The sequence below is a fragment of the Desulfoglaeba alkanexedens ALDC genome (assembly GCF_005377625.1).
In the GTDB taxonomy this organism is placed as follows: Bacteria; Desulfobacterota; Syntrophobacteria; order Syntrophobacterales; family DSM-9756; genus Desulfoglaeba; species Desulfoglaeba alkanexedens.
Genome location: NZ_CP040098.1, coordinates 2,585,768 through 2,603,036 on the forward strand (window position 1 = coordinate 2,585,768; position 17,269 = coordinate 2,603,036).

Genomic DNA, 17,269 nt, shown 5'->3' on the forward strand with positions numbered 1-17,269 from the left:
TTGGGCGGTGGTGTAAGATTTTTTGTGTAAATTCTAAGCAGTAGAAAAAAGGGCACTTTTCCGTTAAGAGAGGGTTTTGCCAAAAACAACCTCAAAGAAAGGAAAAGCGCCCAATGAGAATCGAGATCAGTGTACCCGAGGTAGTAAGCATTTTCAAAGAGATTCAGCAAAACCCGGAGCAGATATTCCAGATGGTTCGGCTGGATGTAAAGGAAATAGTTGGACGGTATCTTTCTGAGATGATGAATGCCGAGCTCACCCATTTCCTCGGAAGAGAGCCCTACGAGAGGAAAGATCCAGGTGAGGCGGAGCCGGGAGCCGCCAATTACCGAAACGGCTCCTACGTAAGAAGATTTACTCTCAAGGAGATAGGGGAGGTTTCGACCAAGGTCCCTCGGGATAGAAACGGTGAGTACCACACGCAGGTTCTTCCCCGTTCGAAGCAGTATGAGAGCGAGATAGCCCACGATCTGTGTCTGATGTTTCTGGGTGGGGTGAGCACGCGGACTCTGGCCATGATGACCGAGCGGCTCGTCGGAAGAAAGATCTCCCACACCGAGATCAGCCAGGCAAACGGTGAGCTTAAAGAAGCCGTGGAGAAGTGGAGAAACAGGGACCTGTCGCAAGAACCGGTAAAGTATCTGTTCGTCGACGGGGTCAACTTCGCTATGAGGATGGGAGATTCCATAGAGAAGGTCCCGGTGCTTGTTGTCATTGGAGTGACCGAGCAGGGGTGCCGGTTTGTGCTTGGGTTGCAGGCGGGAGACAAGGAATCGGCCCCCACATGGAGAGAGTTCTTCAAAGATCTTAAAAGAAGAGGCCTTGATGCTTCCAGGATCACTTTGGGGGTGATGGATGGGCTGCCCGGGCTGGAGGCCGTCTTCAAGGAAGAGTTTCCCAAAGCGAAGATCCAACGCTGCCAGGTTCATGTTGCCCGAAACGTTCTGGCCAAGGTTCCTCAGAAGTTCAAACAAGAGGTGGCAGACGGGATGAGGTCCATCTTCTATGCCTCCTGTCCGGACAAGGCCCGGGAGTTCTTCAAGGAATTCAAGGAAAGATGGGAAAAGCATGTCCCATCCGCGGTGAAATGTCTGGAGAAGAGCCTGGATGCGTGCCTTACCTTCTTCCACTTCCCTGAAGAAGAATGGATCTCTCTTCGAACCACCAACATCATCGAAAGGCTCAACAAGGAGTTTCGCAGAAGGACCAGGCCGATGGAGATCGTGGCAGGTGAGCAGTCCTGTTACACCCTCCTTGCATTCATTGCATTGAAGATGGAGCTCCACTGGAGGTCCAATCCTCTCGGAAAAGTCGCTAAAAATCTGCCCTTTTGGAAGCAGTTGGAGGGGTAATGAATTTACACAAAATCGTTGACACTACCGGAGGGGGGAGAGGGGGATTTTTTTGACCTTCGTTAATCTTCCCCTCGTTCCCAAGCTCAGGCTTCGGAACGGGCTGCCGGGGAAGTTCCGGCTTCGCCTCCATATAAAGGATTTGAACGATTGCATGGTCTTCGGTGGGTGAACACCGGGATGCACGCCACAATAGTAGATGTGACGAAGTAAGGGTATTCGTGTCCTTTGTTATGGATTTTGTAGCGGGTCCGCATGGGTCGCGGCCTCATGGGAAGCGAAGCTCGAGCTTCTGCACGCTTGTGTTCCCAAGCTGGAGCTTGGGAACAAGGTGGATACCCCTGGCCCTGCTCTGGTTCGGCATCGGGGACCGCTCAGCGGTCTTTCTCATATATCTGTCGGTCGTTCTCCCCCTCACGGTCTTCACCACGAGCGGCATCCACCGCATTCGGCCCGACTACAGGATGGTGGCACAATACTACGGGATCACGGGCTGGGAGCTGGCCCGGACGGTGATCCTTCCGGGCGCCTTCCCGGAGATTGTGGTGGGTCTCAGGATCACGCTCGCCACTGCCTGGCTCGTGATCCTCGCGGCGGAGATGATTGGCGTGCGCTAGGGACTTGGCTATCTCCTCCTCGACGCCCGAAACTCCCTCAGAATGGATCTCGTAATCGGGGGCATGCTCGTGATCGGAGGTATCGGCCTCCTCCTCGACATCCTCATCTCCCTCCTCGGACGCCTTCCGGAGGCCCGGTGGCCCCGAAGGGAACGGTGACCGAGATCATTGTCGACCACGTCTCCAAGGTCTACCGGGGGCGGAGAAGAAAGAGGTTCGACCCACGTGCATGCAGATTCGGCGAGACATGTACTGTCATCGAAGGTGTCAGCTTTACCGTGGCCTCCCGGGCCCTTGTCTGTTTCCTTGGGCCGTCCGGGTGCGGAAAATCCACGCTCCTTCGCATGATCGCAGGGTTTGCCACCCCCTCGGCTCGCCAAATCCTGGTGGACGGAAAGGTCGTCAGCGGCCCGCAGAGAGGCCATATCTTTGTCTCTCAGGAAGACGGGCTCTTTCCCTGGATGAGGGCCCGGGAAAACGTGGCCATGGGCGCACGCCGTTATCCGGATAAACGGGAACGGCAAGCGCGGGTCCTGGAGTACCTGGATCTGGTAGGGCTCGCCGGTTTTGAAAACCACTAACCCTACGAACTCTCGGGAGGGATGCGAAGACGCGTGGAGATCGCCCGGGCCCTCATCGCAAACCCCGAAATCCTCTTCCTCGACGAACCCTTCGGTGCACTGGACTTCGACACCCGCATGCAGATGCGGGAAGAAATCCTGAACGTCCACGCCATGTTCCCCACAACGATCCTCTTCATCACCCACGATATCGACGAGGCCCTCCAGCTCGGGGATCATGTCATCGTCCTGAGTGAACGGCCGAGCCGGATTCTGGAGGACTTGCACCTATCCCATCCCCACCCGCGAGACGTCACGAAAGACGAACTTGCCCGGCTCAGGCACCGGATCCACTTCCTGATGGGGCTCCACAGCGCATTGTAATTCCATCTGTCTGGAAAATTGCCTGGATCCTTGAGCCGGAGGACTGGGCATTTGTTCCGCCAACGTAAACCACAATGTCCTTATTATTATAGTTGATTTTGTCCATGACCTTACCCAGGGCGGCATAGTTTCAAACGCAATAAGGGGCCGGACAAAAAAGTTTTTGCCGGCCCCGAGATCAGAAGACAACTGCCCTCAAGTCTTAGTTTATTTCACCTCAAAGACCTTGACCTCTTGAATGTTATGGCCGTACATGTCCTTACCCCATACGGTCACGCTGTGAACCCCCTGTTCCAGGTCGGTCGGTACCTGACAGACAAAAAGATGTGTTGATCTATCTTCCACAGTCCACAGCCATTCGTCCAACTTAACTGCGTTACCAGGACCGAAGTTTGTGCCCATGTATATGTTGTTATCCCATATCTTGTTCCAGAGCGAAAAGCCTGGCACACCCCGAAGAACATAAAGCTGCAAGGCAAGTGCATAGGGATCCTTCATTTCAAGGGTCCAATTGGCCTCGACCGGTCTGCGATTATCAAAGCTGCAGTAGTAATTGTCGTGCATGGATGCGCCCCAGATGTTTGCCACCAGGAGCGCTGATGCCGTATCCTCCAAGACATCGCGAAATTCCAAATCGTTGATGGTGGCCGAGGTATCTCCGGAAGCGATGCGATCGTACCAGCCCATGAAGTCCAGCGTCAGAAAAGACAGGTTCATTTGCTTGTCAAAAGGTTTCCCGTGGGCTTTGTAAATTTCCTCGTATTTGTTGCCCTGGAAGGAGAACACCATATAGCCGCGAGGCGTACCGTCCCGCATGTAGGAAATGGGAATGCCCGCTTCGTCAAAATCGCCGGACCACCAGCTTCCGCAAGCAGCACCGACAATGATCTGATTGAACGGCGTGGGCTGGCCCCAACCCACCAATTCATCGCCAGGGGCAAAATGAGAGAGCGTGTGCGTATGGCCAGCCATGGAAACCACCTTGCGACCTTTCAGGAGGGCATACAGCTCCTCGCGATTGTCAACCTGGTGCTGGCTGCTCGTTCGATCCACATCCGACACGATGGGAATATGCATGTTGAGGACTATGAGCTTGTCCATCGGCACATGGGCAAGATCATTGGCCAGCCACTCCATTTGAGTGTCATCGATTTTGCCGTTGTAGCTACCATTATGGATCGGGGAAGGATACTCAACATCATCCAGTACCACGAAGTGAACATCGCCGTAGTTGAAAGAATAGTAAGTTGCTCCAATATAGCTTTTATGTGTATCAAAAGAGTCCCTGTCACTGGTGGCGTCAAAATCAAGATCATGATTTCCCGGGACATAGTACACAGGAATTCCCATCTGCCCCATGACATCCAGATAGCGGGGGAACAAGCTTAAGTCATCACCCAAATTATCGCCCATGGAGATACAAAAAAGGGCATCAGTGCCCTGAACCTCTTTTACCAGGGAGTTTCTCAGATAGTTGATTTCGCGATCGTTATAAACCTGTGTATCACCGGTCACGATTACATTAAATTTTTGGTCATCCTTGACTTTATACAAGGGAAAATCAACGTTCGCAGGCAGGGGACCGGTTGGTTCCAATCCGCGGAATCTCTGAATCTCCGAAGGGGAACCGGCTGGTTTGTGTATATATGAAAACTGCGGAATATTGTCTTCGTTTACTGGAGTCATCCAACCGCTGGGCTTGCTGACAAAAACCACCATATCTTCGTAGGCCGGCAATCTATATATGCCGTTTTTTGTAGTTTTTACGACCTCTTTTCCGTTGGAAACGCATACATCTTCAATACCAGGTTCACCCCTGTCCTGTACGCCATTTTGGTTTTTGTCCCAAAACACATTGCCCGTGACCATATCTTCAGCAAACACATCGGCTGTCAGCATGACGGCAAGCGACACAGCAATCCCAGTAATTCCTGCTCTTTTCATTTTTTCTCTCCCCTGATAGAAAAATTGTTAAACAAATGATAACTGTGAGTTGTTGTTCGAACTTTATGAGTTCCTTAAGATCTGCCACATATCATCATCTTTGACCCCTGCCTGAACTTTTTTCACCTCCTATTGATGTTCAAGCCCATGCAATTGTCGTAATACGTCACTGTAGCAGGCCAGTCGGAGAAGATGCCCAGAATTTTCACCTCCTTGGCCAGTACGTCCAAGGCCTTGTACATATCGCTGTCCTTTCTGATTGCCTTGCCCGTAGGATCGAAGTCATAATAATAGCCAGCCTTAGATGCGCCATGGCGCAGATCGGACCGCTCCAGGGTCCAGGTGATAATGTCAAAGCCCATACGCTTCAGGTGCTTGGCAAGTTTTGAGGGCACGATGTCGCCTTTGCTGCTGAGCGTCAGCAGGGCAGGCATTGGTGGTGCTATGATGTTGACGCCGCGTTTCTTCAACATCATAAAAAACTCCATCCGGTCCATGGTGTCGTAGGGAGCCTGGATGATGATGTCGTCCTTGTTGGTGTCGTAATCCAGCAGATAGACGGCCTGTTTGCCGTAGTTGGTGTTATCAATCCAGTAAAACACATCCTCGAGGTTGAAGGATTGCGGCCAGGTATCCCTCGGTGCGACGCCAGCGTCTTCCATGGTGTCGGCGAACTTCTGGGCGTACTGCTCCTGCCCTCCAAAGATGGCGTTGATGCGATCCTGATGGGTTGCGTTCTTTAGCTCCGGAGTATGTTTAACACCGAGCGCTTGGTTCATGGCGATACTCTCCTTAAACGTCATCACGTGAGCGCGGCCCGTGTATAGGTCTGTTCGCCATCCGGCGGTGCCCCCCAAATAGCCCTCAGGCGTGGTGGCCTTGGGGTCGCTGGCGTCCATCTTGGCCTTGAGGCCCTTGAACTCCTCCAGGGTAAGGTCGCTTGTGCAGCACATGGGAGCCGGATGATCGGCGTCCACAGGGCCCGTCCATGGTACGGTGCACTTGTCGTTCAAAGGGGTGGCGACGATGTTGGTGGTGGTGTGCAGATCGCACTCGCTGTGGCGACACACCAACTCCCCGTCCTTGGTGAAAGTAACATCACATTCGACGATACCGGCGCCCATGCGGGCAGCGGCCATATAGGACACGTCGGAATGCTCGGGGAACTGCAAAGCGGCCCCCCTATGGCCGATGGAGAAGTCGGTCCGGTAAAATGGTCCGTCTTTGCATTGCATCAGGCGATCCTTCAGCTTTCCTTCGTCCATACCCTCCACCAGATAGAAGGGACGCGGACCGAGATCTACTCTGCCGTCTCTCATATCGTTACTACTGTAGTTATCATCGACACCTTCGTAAGAATAAGAGTCCTGGTCCGCATGGGACATGGTGACAAAACAGGTGCCAGCCACGGCCAATGCCAAGGCTATTATGGTGATATTTTTCATTCGCAGACCTCCCAATGAAGTTTGTCATTACCAATAGCTTTGAAATCACTTTTCCGCCTGTACCAGATTGAATGCTCAAAATTTCCCGCCTGCGGAACCCAAAACAAATAGCCGAAATGCCCAACCACCCCCTTTCTCTACGACGTCCTGAGACCATCCCAAGGGATTTCCTCCGGCTTATCTGATCAATGGCCAAGATATCTCAGAGAGATCGCGGATCACCTGCAAGACCTGGATCAGGCTGATAGCATGCCCTCCAGTTTATGCTGGCCGCCCTTTCTAGTTCCTTGACAATGAATTTTAAAATGCCCTTATTACAAGACGATGATGATTAAATTACAATTTTGATATACCTGAATCCGTGAGGTGTGGTTGGGCGAGCTGAGTTGCGGGCATGGCGACCCCATTTTGAGCGGTCGAGGATGCCCTGTTTCAGCCGGTTCCTCGAATCATCGACTCTCGAGTGGCCGAAAAGCGCTCATGACGGTGCTCTTTCAGCTGTTTTCGGGCATACCTCACCCCCTTTCAATGTGAACATAGAAAACATAGAATAGGTCCAGGCTCTTGCAACGACTGCCCTTTACCCTACCCTGGGCAAAATTTGAGATACACGCTCCGAAAGGCTTGAAAAGCGGGACAATGCCGACCGAACTGGAGCTTCAGCCGACGACCGCTTCGGATCACGCGCCCTGCCAGATAGATCAGCTCCTGGATCACGGTCTTCACGCGACGCCGCTTGGCCTGATGCCGTACAGGCGAAAAATCGGCCAGAAGCCCGTTTTGCCCCAGGATGCGCAAGAGGTTGTAAGCCAGTCCGCCCAGGGTCAACACCAGCGCATTGGTGGCAAACTTTCCGGAGGGCAGTCGCTCCAGGTCCAAATCGGACTTGATCTCGCTGTGAAACTGCTCGCTCAGGCCCCGTTTCTCGTACAACCAGATCACTTCATCCTCGTGGACGCAAAGCGACGTCCACCAGCCCTCCAGCGTGATATCGGGCTGAATCAGCATTTGCCCCTTGGCATCCGATATCCTCTCGGTGACCCGGATCACCAGCCGAAACCGATAGCTTCTTCCTCCATAGTGTCGCGTCACCCACGTGCTGAAGATCGCCACTTTCTTGCCGGGCCGGGGCTCACTCACACGGCCTTCCCTGAAGGCCCGATCACGCCAGTAAAAGACGTTCGCCCTGCGTGGATTCCATCGGACGATGAAGCTCACATTGGGATGTCGGCGAAGCTCCACAAGCGTTTCCAGAGCATCGTGAGCCGAGTCCGTTCGCACCAAGAGGCGCTTGCGGGTGATCTTCTGGGCATACACCAACACCTTGCGCAAAAAGTCCACAAATCCGTTCTCGGAATGCTGAGACCCTGGACGAAGCTCAATGCCCAGACACCATCCCTCCTCGCTGAGGTAGGCCCCGATGGGCGCGTACCCGTCGTAGTTCTGGTACGTCCGCGACACCCCTTCTTTCTTGGTGTCGGAATTGTCCAGGCAGAAGACATCCAGGTCCAAAGCCACATGCCCCGTGGGAAGAGCCGTTACGGGAACCTGGGTCCTCTTGAGCAGTTCGATGTTAGCGGCTTCCGCAAGCCGTTGGAAAGCTTTCGCTTGCCTGTCGAAGCGCTGTCGCAAGGTTTCCTGCGAAGGGACCTTTTGGATGTCCAGAGCCTCTTTGAACCAGTCATCGCCGGAGACCCCCTCAGCGGCTTCAAAGTCGCTCTTACCCAGACACAGAAGCCCCAGATAGGTCTTGACCACATCCGCATGAGAGATCATGGGCCGCCCTGGAACTTCCTTTTCCAACCGCTCGCACAAGTCCGTGTAGCCGTTGATCAGATTGCCCACAAGGACCAGGCCCGCGTGTTCGCTGTAGAAGGCTTTCGAAGATTGTTCAATTTCGATTCTCTTCATGGGTGCACCTGCCGGGTGAAAGTTTGACAGGAGACCATATAGCATAAAAGCGGATGAAATTCAATAGGATATCTGCGATATGATAGTTTTATCTATAGACGCAATCTCACGGATTCAGGGATATATTTAGAATTTATTTAGGAAATGAATGGGGGGAACTCTGTGTTCGAGTGGATTGCGTTTTATTCACGCCGATAAACAAACGAGGCTCATGGTCATGGTGATTGTCAAGATACTGGTACGCATCCAACCAAGGTTCAACCGCCATATTGGCATCTCGTAGTGACAACCGAAAATTGACCATCTGTGACAACCGAATTTTGACCACCGTGAGCTCTGCTTGGTTTAGGATGACATGGGGCTTGCCACCCTGCCATTGAATTTTCTGGGAGGCGTTTGCCGGATGCGGGGCACCCCTTCCTCAAAGTTGCCTGATCCAGGGTCTCTGGGTCCCTCGCGTGTGTACAGCTTTCTCGCTCATGTGGCCGCGGTGTGCGGCTTGGGGTTTTACTTCCGCCCGGCAACGATCTGAGCCGCGCAGGGCCGCCGAGAATGGGTCCAACCGAGACTCGTCGGAGGCGGCCCGAAGCGGCGGCTCTAGGCGACACTTTGATGGGTAGGTCTTTGCTCCGTGTGTTTGGCTTTGGACCTCAGGCTCTGTTTGAGGCGGTAACTTTCCCAGCTGCAGTGGATGATATGGGCTTTGTGGGTGAGACGGTCCAACAGGGCGGCCGTCATAGTTGGATCCCCAAACACCTGGGTCCAATCGGCAAACCCAAGGTTCGTGGTGATGATCACGGAGCCTTTCTCGTGGCGTTCCGCCAAGACCTGGAACAACAACTCCGAACCTTCTTTGGAAAACGGAATGTAGGCCAGTTCATCCAGGATCAGCAGATCGTAGCGAACGTATTTTTGGATCAAACGCTGCAGTGCTCTTTGTTCTCTGGCCTCCACCAGTTCGTTGACCAGCCCGTAGCAGGTCACAAACCGGGTCCGATAGTTTTGCCGGCAGGCCTCGATCCCCAGGGCTGTCGCCATATGGGTCTTGCCGTTATGGAAAGCTTTCCATAACGATGAAACGCGCATCCAAACTGTAATAGGCCTTAAACTTCGAAAAGGCTTCCTGTTGCTGACGATCTTTGCCCCGCATGACCTTGCGAACCGCTGCTGTCAAGTTGTCGTAGATCAGAATCGGGAAAACTCCCCCGAAAAACGCAAACGCTTGCTCATGGCCATCGAAAAACACCTGTTGGCGTTCGCAGGGATAGAACCGCACAAAGTGCTTGCCCGAATACTTGCTGCGCATGCAAAAAAACTTCAGACGCTGCGCCTCGCCCCCTATCAGCGCGATCGCACCGCCCCAATCCACCTCCCCTTCATAGCCCGCTTCGGGATCACAGGGTATGAACGTGCAGGATCCCGCCATCCCAAGCTGCATCTTGGCCAGCCTCACATACCGGCGCACCGTGGATTCACTGCCTTTAAAGCCCTGTTCTTCAATCAACCGATGGTAGATCCGACGCGCCGTATGCCTTTGCTTGCAAGGTTTATCCCGGTCACCCTCCAACCATCCGTCGATCACCGCCAGATGCTCCCCCAAGGCCGGAAACGCCTGATGCTCACGCTCCATGTATCCCCACGGTTCACCCCGAATGGCCTTCTTCACCGTATTACGGCAATGACCTGTCAGACGTGCCAGCTCGCTGATGCTCTTCCCGTACACTCGGTACCCCGTCCTGATCAGTTCGTACTGGTCCATCTTGAGCACTCCTCTTCCTCCCTTCTCGTTGGCTTCTGTTCACGCCAACTTACCAGGAGGACAACCGCCCAAGATGGTCAATTTTCGGTTATCACTCGCCCCTTTTCCTGGTCACTTTTAGGTTATCAAAACCACTCGTTCGGACGCAAACTACGCTGCGCTTCGTTTGCGCCGCACCGCTTGGTTGTTCGGCCTGATAAGAAGAAAGGTGTATTATGGGAATAATGGCAAAATCGATGATAGCATACGCGCAACCGTTGCTCGACGCAACAGACGGATCACCCGAGCAGATGCAGAATGCACTCTCGATAGCGCAGATGTGCTGGAATCTCGCGTTGCTGCCTGAGACTGAACAAGAAGAGAGCATTGCCGTAATGCAAGCAGCGCTAAAGATGGAAGAGGCTGAATTTGCAGACTTTCGACACTCAGTCATCGTACCAATGATTGTGCGGCATCACGAGATGTTTCCCAACATGCCTCGGCTGGATTCACAGAGGACGGCATCGCTTCCACGGGAGGAGAAGTACCCAAGAACGGGACGTAATGCCCCTTGTCCGTGCAACAGTGGGAAGAAGTATAAACGTTGCTGTGGAAGGTGACGGCATTCGTGATCGCAGACAACCACGGATAGAGAACCGGGCCGAACAATTCACTCCAGCCGAGCGCTGAAAGCAGCGGCTGAGTATGTCATTGGGCGTCAAATGGAGCTAACGATGCATAAATCAGACTCGAGTGAGCGGTGGGAAGCTGAGGTGTACATTCTCCAGTTGCTGGAAGCGGAGTTGAATGCCGGATTCGATCCGGCTGCACAGCTGCCCATCACTTCACCCCTCGGGCGCGCTACACGCTCTTTGGAATACTGCATGATGTGATGCTCCCTCGCCCCTGAAATTATCAATCATAGATGAATTTAGATCGTGCGACAACTATCCTGACACAGGGGGCCAGGGCAATCGCACGTCATAAGGCTGGACATCTGGCTTCCAATGTGCCACACTACCTTGGTGACCCATAACCCAAGGAGGATGACACATGGAGACTGCAGGAAAACCGCGGCTTATGGAGCATTTTTCGTCCCTCACAGATCCTCGAATCGTGGCGAAGACGAGACACAAGCTGATCGATATCGTTGTGATCACCCTTTGCGCCGTGTTGGCCGGCGCCGACGAGTGGACGGAAATCGCCGAGTTTGGCCGTATCAAGGAGAAGTGGTTTCGCACTTTCTTGGAATTACCTCATGGGATTCCCTCGCACGATACTTTTGGTCGCGTGTTTTCGAAGATTTGTCCCGAAGAGTTCGAGAAGTGCTTCCTGGATTGGGTGCGTGCCGCTTTCCACGATATCGCTCCACAGGTCATGGCCGTCGATGGAAAGACGTTGCGGCATTCCTACGACCGATCATCGAACAAGACCGCGATCCACATGGTCAGCGCTTGGGCCACCGAGAATCGACTGGTGCTGGGACAGGTGAAGGCCGATGAAAAATCCAACGAGATCACAGCCGTCCCAGAACTGCTCAGAGTTCTTGCACTCAAAGGCTGTATCGTGACCCTTGATGCCATGGGCTGTCAGAAGGAGATCGTCCGACAAATTGTCAGACAAGAAGCGGACTATGTGATCTGCCTCAAAGGCAATCAGGGTACCTTTCGGAAGGAAGTGGAACTGTTTTTTCAAGACGCCAAAGAAAACGGATTCAAGGATGTTTCCCATGAAACCTACGAAACCACGGACGGAGACCATGGCCGCATTGAAATCCGCCGCTTCACCACCACTGCCGAAGTAGACTGGTTTGAGGACAAGTCCCAGTGGCCCAAACTCACCTCTTTGGGCATGCTCGAATCGGAACGACACGTTGGCGATAAGATCACCCATGAGACCCGCTACTACATTTCAAGTCTGCCCAGTGATGCCAAGATGTTTGCTCGTGCATCCCGTGGGCATTGGGGCATCGAAAACTGCTTGCATTGGTGCCTCGATATAGCGTTTCGCGAGGACGACAGCAGAATACGTATGGGGCATGCTGCCAACAATTTGGCCATCATACGGCATTTTGCCCTTAACCTTATCAAACAAGACAAAACAAGAAAGATCGGTGTCAAGGGATCCCGCAAACGCGCCGGCTGGGATGATGACTATATGCTTCGACTACTCGGCCTCTAAAAATTTCGTGCGATTGCCCTGCACAGGGGGCGATCCGGGAGCCGGAATCCATTACCTTGCTACAAAAATCAGACACCCCGATTGGGTAGCGTAGAAAATAATAGACCTGATATTTGATGCCAAATTCTATTTCCCCTCCCCTTGTGGGAGGGGACTGGGGGGATGGGAATGAAACTGATTGACATACGTTAATTTTCTCACCCTCACCCCAACCCTCTCTCATCAAGGGAGCGGGGGATTTTTTTGACCTTCGTTAACCTTTTTGCTTAAGGTCTCCAGATTAGAACGCTACCCCCGATCTTATATGAAGATAGAAGATTCACCAATAATGTCGATTGGTTATTGTGCCACGTTTTTGGGCTCTACCCCACTGCCCCGTATCCCGAATTTTCATGCTTCGTTGTGACCCCACGGGGTCATGGGGGTTATTGAGAAGATACCAAGTCAAGTTTACGGATTAAGGCTTGTGGCATTCGCAGCTCATGCGCTTTTACCCAGCAGACGCTGCATCAACGAACGTTTCGGCTTGTATGAAAAATCCACCTCATCCTGAACCATGCAGCCGTCGCACAGGGTTCCCTTGACATTTCCCGCCAGATAATTCCTGCGAAACTGGAGGTATTTTTCGTTGTGCCACACCCCGTACAAGCCTTCAACCGCCACATTGCCCAGAATCGTTGTGCGCTCCCAGTCCACGCAGCACAGGACGCAATCGCCGTTCCACAGAATATACGCCTGTTGCATGAGCCGGTCGCAGTCGCCGGATAATGCCCGCATCGGCAATGCATTGAGGCCACGCTGCTGAACGGCATGATGCGAGCGGTTTTCGAAAGCATGAATATTGACCGTTATGCCCCGTGAGTTCCAGTATTCGCGAATCTCGTCCAGTTCACGGTCGATGGCCTTGGTATGAACCATCGTGATCTTGAGCCTGGGGGTTTTAGCCTTGCGCCGGCCTTTCAACTCGATGAAGCGATTGACATTGGCAAGGTTCTTCTCCCAGCGCAAATTGCCCATGCTGGATTCGTAGGTTTCCCTGCGTATGCCGTGGAAGCTGACATGAAGGCCGTCCAGACCACTCTCGATCAGGCGCTCTCCCATCTCTTCATTGAGATAAGAAGCATTGGTATTGATTTTGGTCCGGGTCATCGGCTTCTTGCGGTCGGTTATGTAGCGGATCAGGTCGGGAAGCCGCGGATCCGCCAGCGGTTCATTCATCAGATAGGGGCTGATGCGCTTTACCGGATACTTTACTGCTTCATCAATGATGCGGAAAAACATGTCTTCATCCATCCTGCCCATAGAGAGCTTGCCGATGGTGCTCTCATTGGGACAGAACCGGCAACGGGCATTGCATCCGGACTGTGTCTGGATCTGAATGTTTTTCGGGAAATCGGGCACCGGACGCATACCTTGCAGCCGGCGGCCTATGAACCGCTCAACCCCGTTTTTGCAGTCTTGTGGGAGAAAGTATCGAACAGGCATTGCGAGAATCCCTTTCCGTGCACGGATGTTTGAAACAATGGCAATTACACAAAATCAGCGTAGCATGTTTTTGAGCCAGCGTGCAACCTCGGGCGCCTCCGCAGGGAGAGGGCTTTGGCGATCGGTCTTGAGTGGAGCCCCGAATGGTTGAGCACGGCCGGATGCGAACAGGGCGCGGTGCAGCAGGGATATATCGCGAAGCGGGCGAATCAAGCCACGACGCAGCATCCAGGCACATGCAGTATCTACGATGCCGGCCGGCTTCCCCTCTTTAATCTCTTGTGAGAAGAAAGCCTGGGCGCGGCACACGCACCATTCGCGCAATCGGCTGCTGAAGCGGGTTGGCTTGATCTCCCTCACTGGAAAGATATAGAGAGGTGCCGTGGTTGCCGCCGCCTCGGCCAGCATCGATTCGCTTTCGCCGGTGACAACCAGCACATCGGCCTGAGCGAGAAGCGCCCGGTAGGGATTGGCGTGACGGTCCGGTTGCCAGGTAAAAACGCGATGCGGGGCGGTGAGCACGGACTCCAGGACCCGGGTGGCGGCGGGGCTGGTCCGGCGGCTGGTGACGGCCACAACGCTCCCTCCACCATCTTCGGCCCACCGCCGTACCAGCAATGCCATTTTTCCCGCGTCATCGGCGCCCAGACGGAAACGAGCGGCATCACCTCCCACCAGAAGCACTACGACGGGCCGGGGAGCGCCATCCAAGAGCCCGGGCCATTTTTCGCTTTCTTCAGAAAGAAGCTGCAACGAGATGGAATTCAGGGGTGCCGTGGTTTCGTAGCGCCGGGGATCCGGTGGCAAGCGACAGTGCCGGGGGGTGACTACCGCATCGTACTTGCTTGCCACTGCTCCGCCGACACGGCCCAGCTGCACCGTCAGCGTGCGCCCCTTGCCGGCGCGGCCGACCCAGCGGGTAATGGGGGCCGTGCTGCGGCCGACGCCGATGACTACATCGGGCCACGGCGGTTCAAGAGGGGAAGATTTCCGCCGGTCCAGGCCTACCGTCAGGGGGAGAAACGGCAGAGAATCCCGCCAACGGGACCACCGCGTGAAATGCAATTCCTTGACCTCGTAAGGCCAGCCCAATGCTTCAGCCAAGGCAACGGCCTGAATCCGATTGCCCGGATGGAGATTGGTCAGTACCCACACACGGGCAGGGCAAGATGACGTATCGGGGTGCTCGGGTTCCATGCCTGTATTCAACTTTTCACGGAGGCTGAAAGAAGTTCGAAATATATTTCTTCAACACGGGCCGCCCGCTTGTCTTCCGTACATAGCTCGAGCACCAGTTCGCGGCCTCTTGCGGCGCAGGACCGCGCCAGCTCAGCGTCCCGGAGCATCCTGTCTATCGCGTCGGCCAGTGCCGCCGGATCTCCGGGCGGAACCAGCAGTCCCGTGCTGTTATGAATCACCAGTTCCCGATTGCCGGCCACATCACTCGAGATTACCGGACGAGCCATGGCGAGCGCCTCGCGCAGCGCGCCGGTCAACCCCTCGCCGCGAAGTGATGCGCAGACGACAATATCGATTGCGGCCAGCGCCGCGGGAACATCTTCCGTAAAGCCCGCAAAAACCACCCGGTCGGACACCCCCAGAGAGGATGCCATGGCTTGCAGCGCACTGGAATCCCCCTCGCCCACCAGTACGAAACGCAGTTCGGGGTATCGGTCCTTGAGGCGAGCCGCTGCCTCCAGCAGTATCGGCTGGCCCTTCTTGGAAGTATTCAGGGAGCCGATCAAGCCGACAACCGGGACTCCCTCGGACAGTTTCCAGGCTCGACGCATCCCCGCGCCGGAAACTTCCGGGCGGAAACGATCAGGGTCGAAACTTCCGTACACGACTTCAACTTTTTCCCCGGCGATGCCATCGGCCACCAAAGCATCCCGAACGGCATACGCTACAGCGAATATACGGGCAACATGGCGGCGGTGGATAAAATAAGCCAGAGGGCTTTGCGACAACGGATAGACGGTACCTCGATTTGCCGCCCAGACAGGGCGGCGTATACCCAAGGTTGCGAAGTAAGCACAAAACAAAGCCCGGTTTTTGTGCGTATGGAGAACATCAGGGCGCTCTTCAGCCATCAGCCGCCGAAATTGCAGCAAGCCGGCAAGGCTTCGCAATCCAAGGCGCCGCGTCCGGACCCCGGCGTTTCGCAGGCTCTGGAACCACATCCCATGCATCGGTTGATCCGGCTCGCCGTCAAATATACAGGTGAGGCGGTGTCCGCGCCGGGCAAGGGCTCGCGCAAGGGATGCGCACTGCACGGCTCCACCGCGCTCGACGGAACCGTGGGAGTCGACCATCACTATGTTAAGCGGTCTATGATCGCAGGGATTTTCAGCGGCATTGTCACTGTTTTTTTCATGGCTTGTCATGAAGCCATCGCCTCTGTTTCGTCAAGCATCTGCTTCCACCGGGTCTCGAAAGCATCATAGAGAAAAGGGCTGGATGAGACCACTAAGAGTTCGTGATTTGCATGCAGCGAGCTTTTCGAAAAATTCATGCTGCCGAAGATGACTTCCCGGGTCCCATGGGTATCGATCAGAATGAACTTGTTATGCATAGGGAATCCTTGGGGATGGCGGTAGCGGCGGAAGAGCAGGTGTGCATCCAGCAGAGTCTCGACCCATTGCGGAACCCGCCGCTCCGTATCATGGGCAAGGATTTCGATGCCCATTCCGCGCTTTTTGAGGGTGAGCAGGGTTTTTCCCATCTCGGCATCGTTCAGATGGGAAATCGCCATGCGCAGAATCGCCCCCTCCGGTACTGCAAGGAGCTTCCGGCGAAGGACATCGCGACGGAGCCGGGGGAAAAGGTAAATGCTCGTATCTCCCGCCGTCAGCACCTTGTTGTTGCGCGGCAGCAGACGTTCCCAGGGACCGTGCCGGCTGCCATGCAAAAGGCGGAGATGATCGCGCAGAGGGATGACTAGGCGGCTGTCGGTAATTTCCACCAAGTGGTTGTGTCCTCGGTCCTGGTCGCCGATTTCTTCCAAGATTCGCGGATCTTCAGGCCGATTACCGGAAGGATTGAACGTGCCGGTAAGCACATGGGGTTTAGGATGACTGAAGTAGTAGAGCTTTAGATGCACTCGGGGGTTTTTCCAGTGAAGGTTGTCAGGACAGGAATGCCTGAGCGGCCTGCAATCGCGGGCCAGATTGTCGGCACGTTGCAGCATTTCGAGTACGGGGAGGTTGACATGGTTGCTGCGCGGATTCGCTTCCAGGGTCAGCCTGACCGAAACCCCCCGTTTCTTGGCCTGAACAAGCGCATCGGCCAGCGCTTCATCTCGGAAATAATAGGTCGCCCAGAAAATCTCGCCGCCGGACGGCACGGCGGAGACATGGGAATGGAGCAGGTCACGCAAGGCTCGGGGGGAACGGTCGGGCCCACCAAAAAAGACGCGGAAATGCGGATTGCCTGGCGAAGATGTGGATATCGTCATAAGAATCTCGGTGGGCGAGGTCGCAGACGAAAATTCACGGCTTCGCCCTTGCTGCGATGGTGTCCCCTGTAGGAGCGGGCTTGCCCGCGATCAGGGTCGCCGGCAAGGCGGCTCCTAAAGAGCATGGGTCTCCTAGGGACGTAGGGGCGCAGCGCCCCTACGCGAGAAACGGACACTCCATCCCCAGAAGGGTGAAGG

14 protein-coding genes and 1 pseudogene are annotated in these 17,269 nt (G+C 54.6%); 6 read left to right on the plus strand and 9 right to left on the minus strand.

The window, feature by feature from the left end; all coding sequences use genetic code 11:
* Positions 1 to 113: 113 nt before the first annotated feature.
* The 3 genes and pseudogenes from FDQ92_RS11670 (at position 114) to FDQ92_RS15755 (ending at position 2,913) form a co-directional block, all read left to right on the plus strand.
* A complete protein-coding gene (locus FDQ92_RS11670) occupies positions 114 to 1,352 on the plus strand; it encodes an IS256 family transposase (protein ID WP_137425054.1) in 1,239 nt (412 codons plus the stop codon).
* 320 nt (positions 1,353 to 1,672) lie between these two features.
* Entirely contained in the window at positions 1,673 to 1,969 is a 297-nt protein-coding gene (locus tag FDQ92_RS11675) for an ABC transporter permease (protein ID WP_246041698.1), read from the plus strand.
* A 155-nt stretch (positions 1,970 to 2,124) separates the two neighbouring features.
* A pseudogene (locus FDQ92_RS15755) lies at positions 2,125 to 2,913 on the plus strand (ABC transporter ATP-binding protein).
* A 207-nt stretch (positions 2,914 to 3,120) separates the two neighbouring features.
* Here FDQ92_RS15755 and FDQ92_RS11690 read toward each other — a convergent pair.
* The 5 genes from FDQ92_RS11690 to FDQ92_RS11710 form a co-directional block, all read right to left on the minus strand.
* The gene (locus tag FDQ92_RS11690) at positions 3,121 to 4,857 is read right to left on the minus strand and encodes a calcineurin-like phosphoesterase C-terminal domain-containing protein (protein WP_137425058.1); all 1,737 of its coding nucleotides are present in this window, start codon (positions 4,855 to 4,857) and stop codon (positions 3,121 to 3,123) included.
* Between the two features lie 122 nt (positions 4,858 to 4,979).
* Positions 4,980 to 6,302 (minus strand): glycerophosphodiester phosphodiesterase family protein, encoded by a 1,323-nt coding sequence (locus tag FDQ92_RS11695; protein WP_137425059.1) that lies wholly within the window; start codon positions 6,300 to 6,302, stop codon positions 4,980 to 4,982.
* Between the two features lie 585 nt (positions 6,303 to 6,887).
* Positions 6,888 to 8,213 carry an IS1380 family transposase gene (locus tag FDQ92_RS11700; protein ID WP_137425060.1) on the minus strand — a complete coding sequence of 442 codons (1,326 nt, stop codon included), beginning with the start codon at positions 8,211 to 8,213 and terminating at the stop codon, positions 6,888 to 6,890.
* A 597-nt stretch (positions 8,214 to 8,810) separates the two neighbouring features.
* Positions 8,811 to 9,299 carry an ATP-binding protein gene (locus FDQ92_RS11705; RefSeq protein ID WP_281276815.1) on the minus strand — a complete coding sequence of 163 codons (489 nt, stop codon included), beginning with the start codon at positions 9,297 to 9,299 and terminating at the stop codon, positions 8,811 to 8,813.
* Positions 9,265 to 9,972: a transposase gene (locus FDQ92_RS11710; protein WP_137425062.1), complete on the minus strand. Its 708-nt coding sequence runs from the start codon at positions 9,970 to 9,972 to the stop codon at positions 9,265 to 9,267. Before FDQ92_RS11710 ends, FDQ92_RS11705 begins: the two co-directional genes overlap by 35 nt.
* 473 nt (positions 9,973 to 10,445) lie before the next feature.
* Between FDQ92_RS11710 and FDQ92_RS16300 the strand changes: the two genes are divergently transcribed.
* The 3 genes from FDQ92_RS16300 to FDQ92_RS11720 all read left to right on the plus strand — a co-directional run bounded on the left by FDQ92_RS16300 (position 10,446) and on the right by FDQ92_RS11720 (position 12,132).
* Entirely contained in the window at positions 10,446 to 10,571 is a 126-nt protein-coding gene (locus FDQ92_RS16300; RefSeq protein WP_342780377.1) for an SEC-C metal-binding domain-containing protein, read from the plus strand.
* A 114-nt stretch (positions 10,572 to 10,685) separates the two neighbouring features.
* Positions 10,686 to 10,844: a hypothetical protein gene (locus FDQ92_RS15295; protein WP_170180329.1), complete on the plus strand. Its 159-nt coding sequence runs from the start codon at positions 10,686 to 10,688 to the stop codon at positions 10,842 to 10,844.
* Between the two features lie 160 nt (positions 10,845 to 11,004).
* Positions 11,005 to 12,132 carry an ISAs1 family transposase gene (locus FDQ92_RS11720; RefSeq protein ID WP_137425064.1) on the plus strand — a complete coding sequence of 376 codons (1,128 nt, stop codon included), beginning with the start codon at positions 11,005 to 11,007 and terminating at the stop codon, positions 12,130 to 12,132.
* A gap of 480 nt (positions 12,133 to 12,612) precedes the next feature.
* Here the strand turns inward: FDQ92_RS11720 and FDQ92_RS11725 are convergent, their stop codons facing one another.
* Genes FDQ92_RS11725 through FDQ92_RS11740 form a run of 4 tightly spaced genes read right to left on the minus strand, consistent with a single transcriptional unit; the run spans position 12,613 to position 17,071 of the window.
* Positions 12,613 to 13,617 (minus strand): radical SAM/SPASM domain-containing protein, encoded by a 1,005-nt coding sequence (locus FDQ92_RS11725; RefSeq protein WP_137425065.1) that lies wholly within the window; start codon positions 13,615 to 13,617, stop codon positions 12,613 to 12,615.
* 54 nt (positions 13,618 to 13,671) lie between these two features.
* Entirely contained in the window at positions 13,672 to 14,814 is a 1,143-nt protein-coding gene (locus FDQ92_RS11730; RefSeq protein WP_137425066.1) for a mitochondrial fission ELM1 family protein, read from the minus strand.
* 8 nt (positions 14,815 to 14,822) lie between these two features.
* The gene (locus FDQ92_RS11735; protein WP_137425067.1) at positions 14,823 to 16,001 is read right to left on the minus strand and encodes a glycosyltransferase family 4 protein; all 1,179 of its coding nucleotides are present in this window, start codon (positions 15,999 to 16,001) and stop codon (positions 14,823 to 14,825) included.
* Entirely contained in the window at positions 15,998 to 17,071 is a 1,074-nt protein-coding gene (locus tag FDQ92_RS11740; protein ID WP_137425068.1) for a phospholipase D-like domain-containing protein, read from the minus strand. The genes FDQ92_RS11735 and FDQ92_RS11740 overlap by 4 nt, the downstream gene beginning before the upstream one ends.
* Positions 17,072 to 17,269 lie beyond the last annotated feature (198 nt).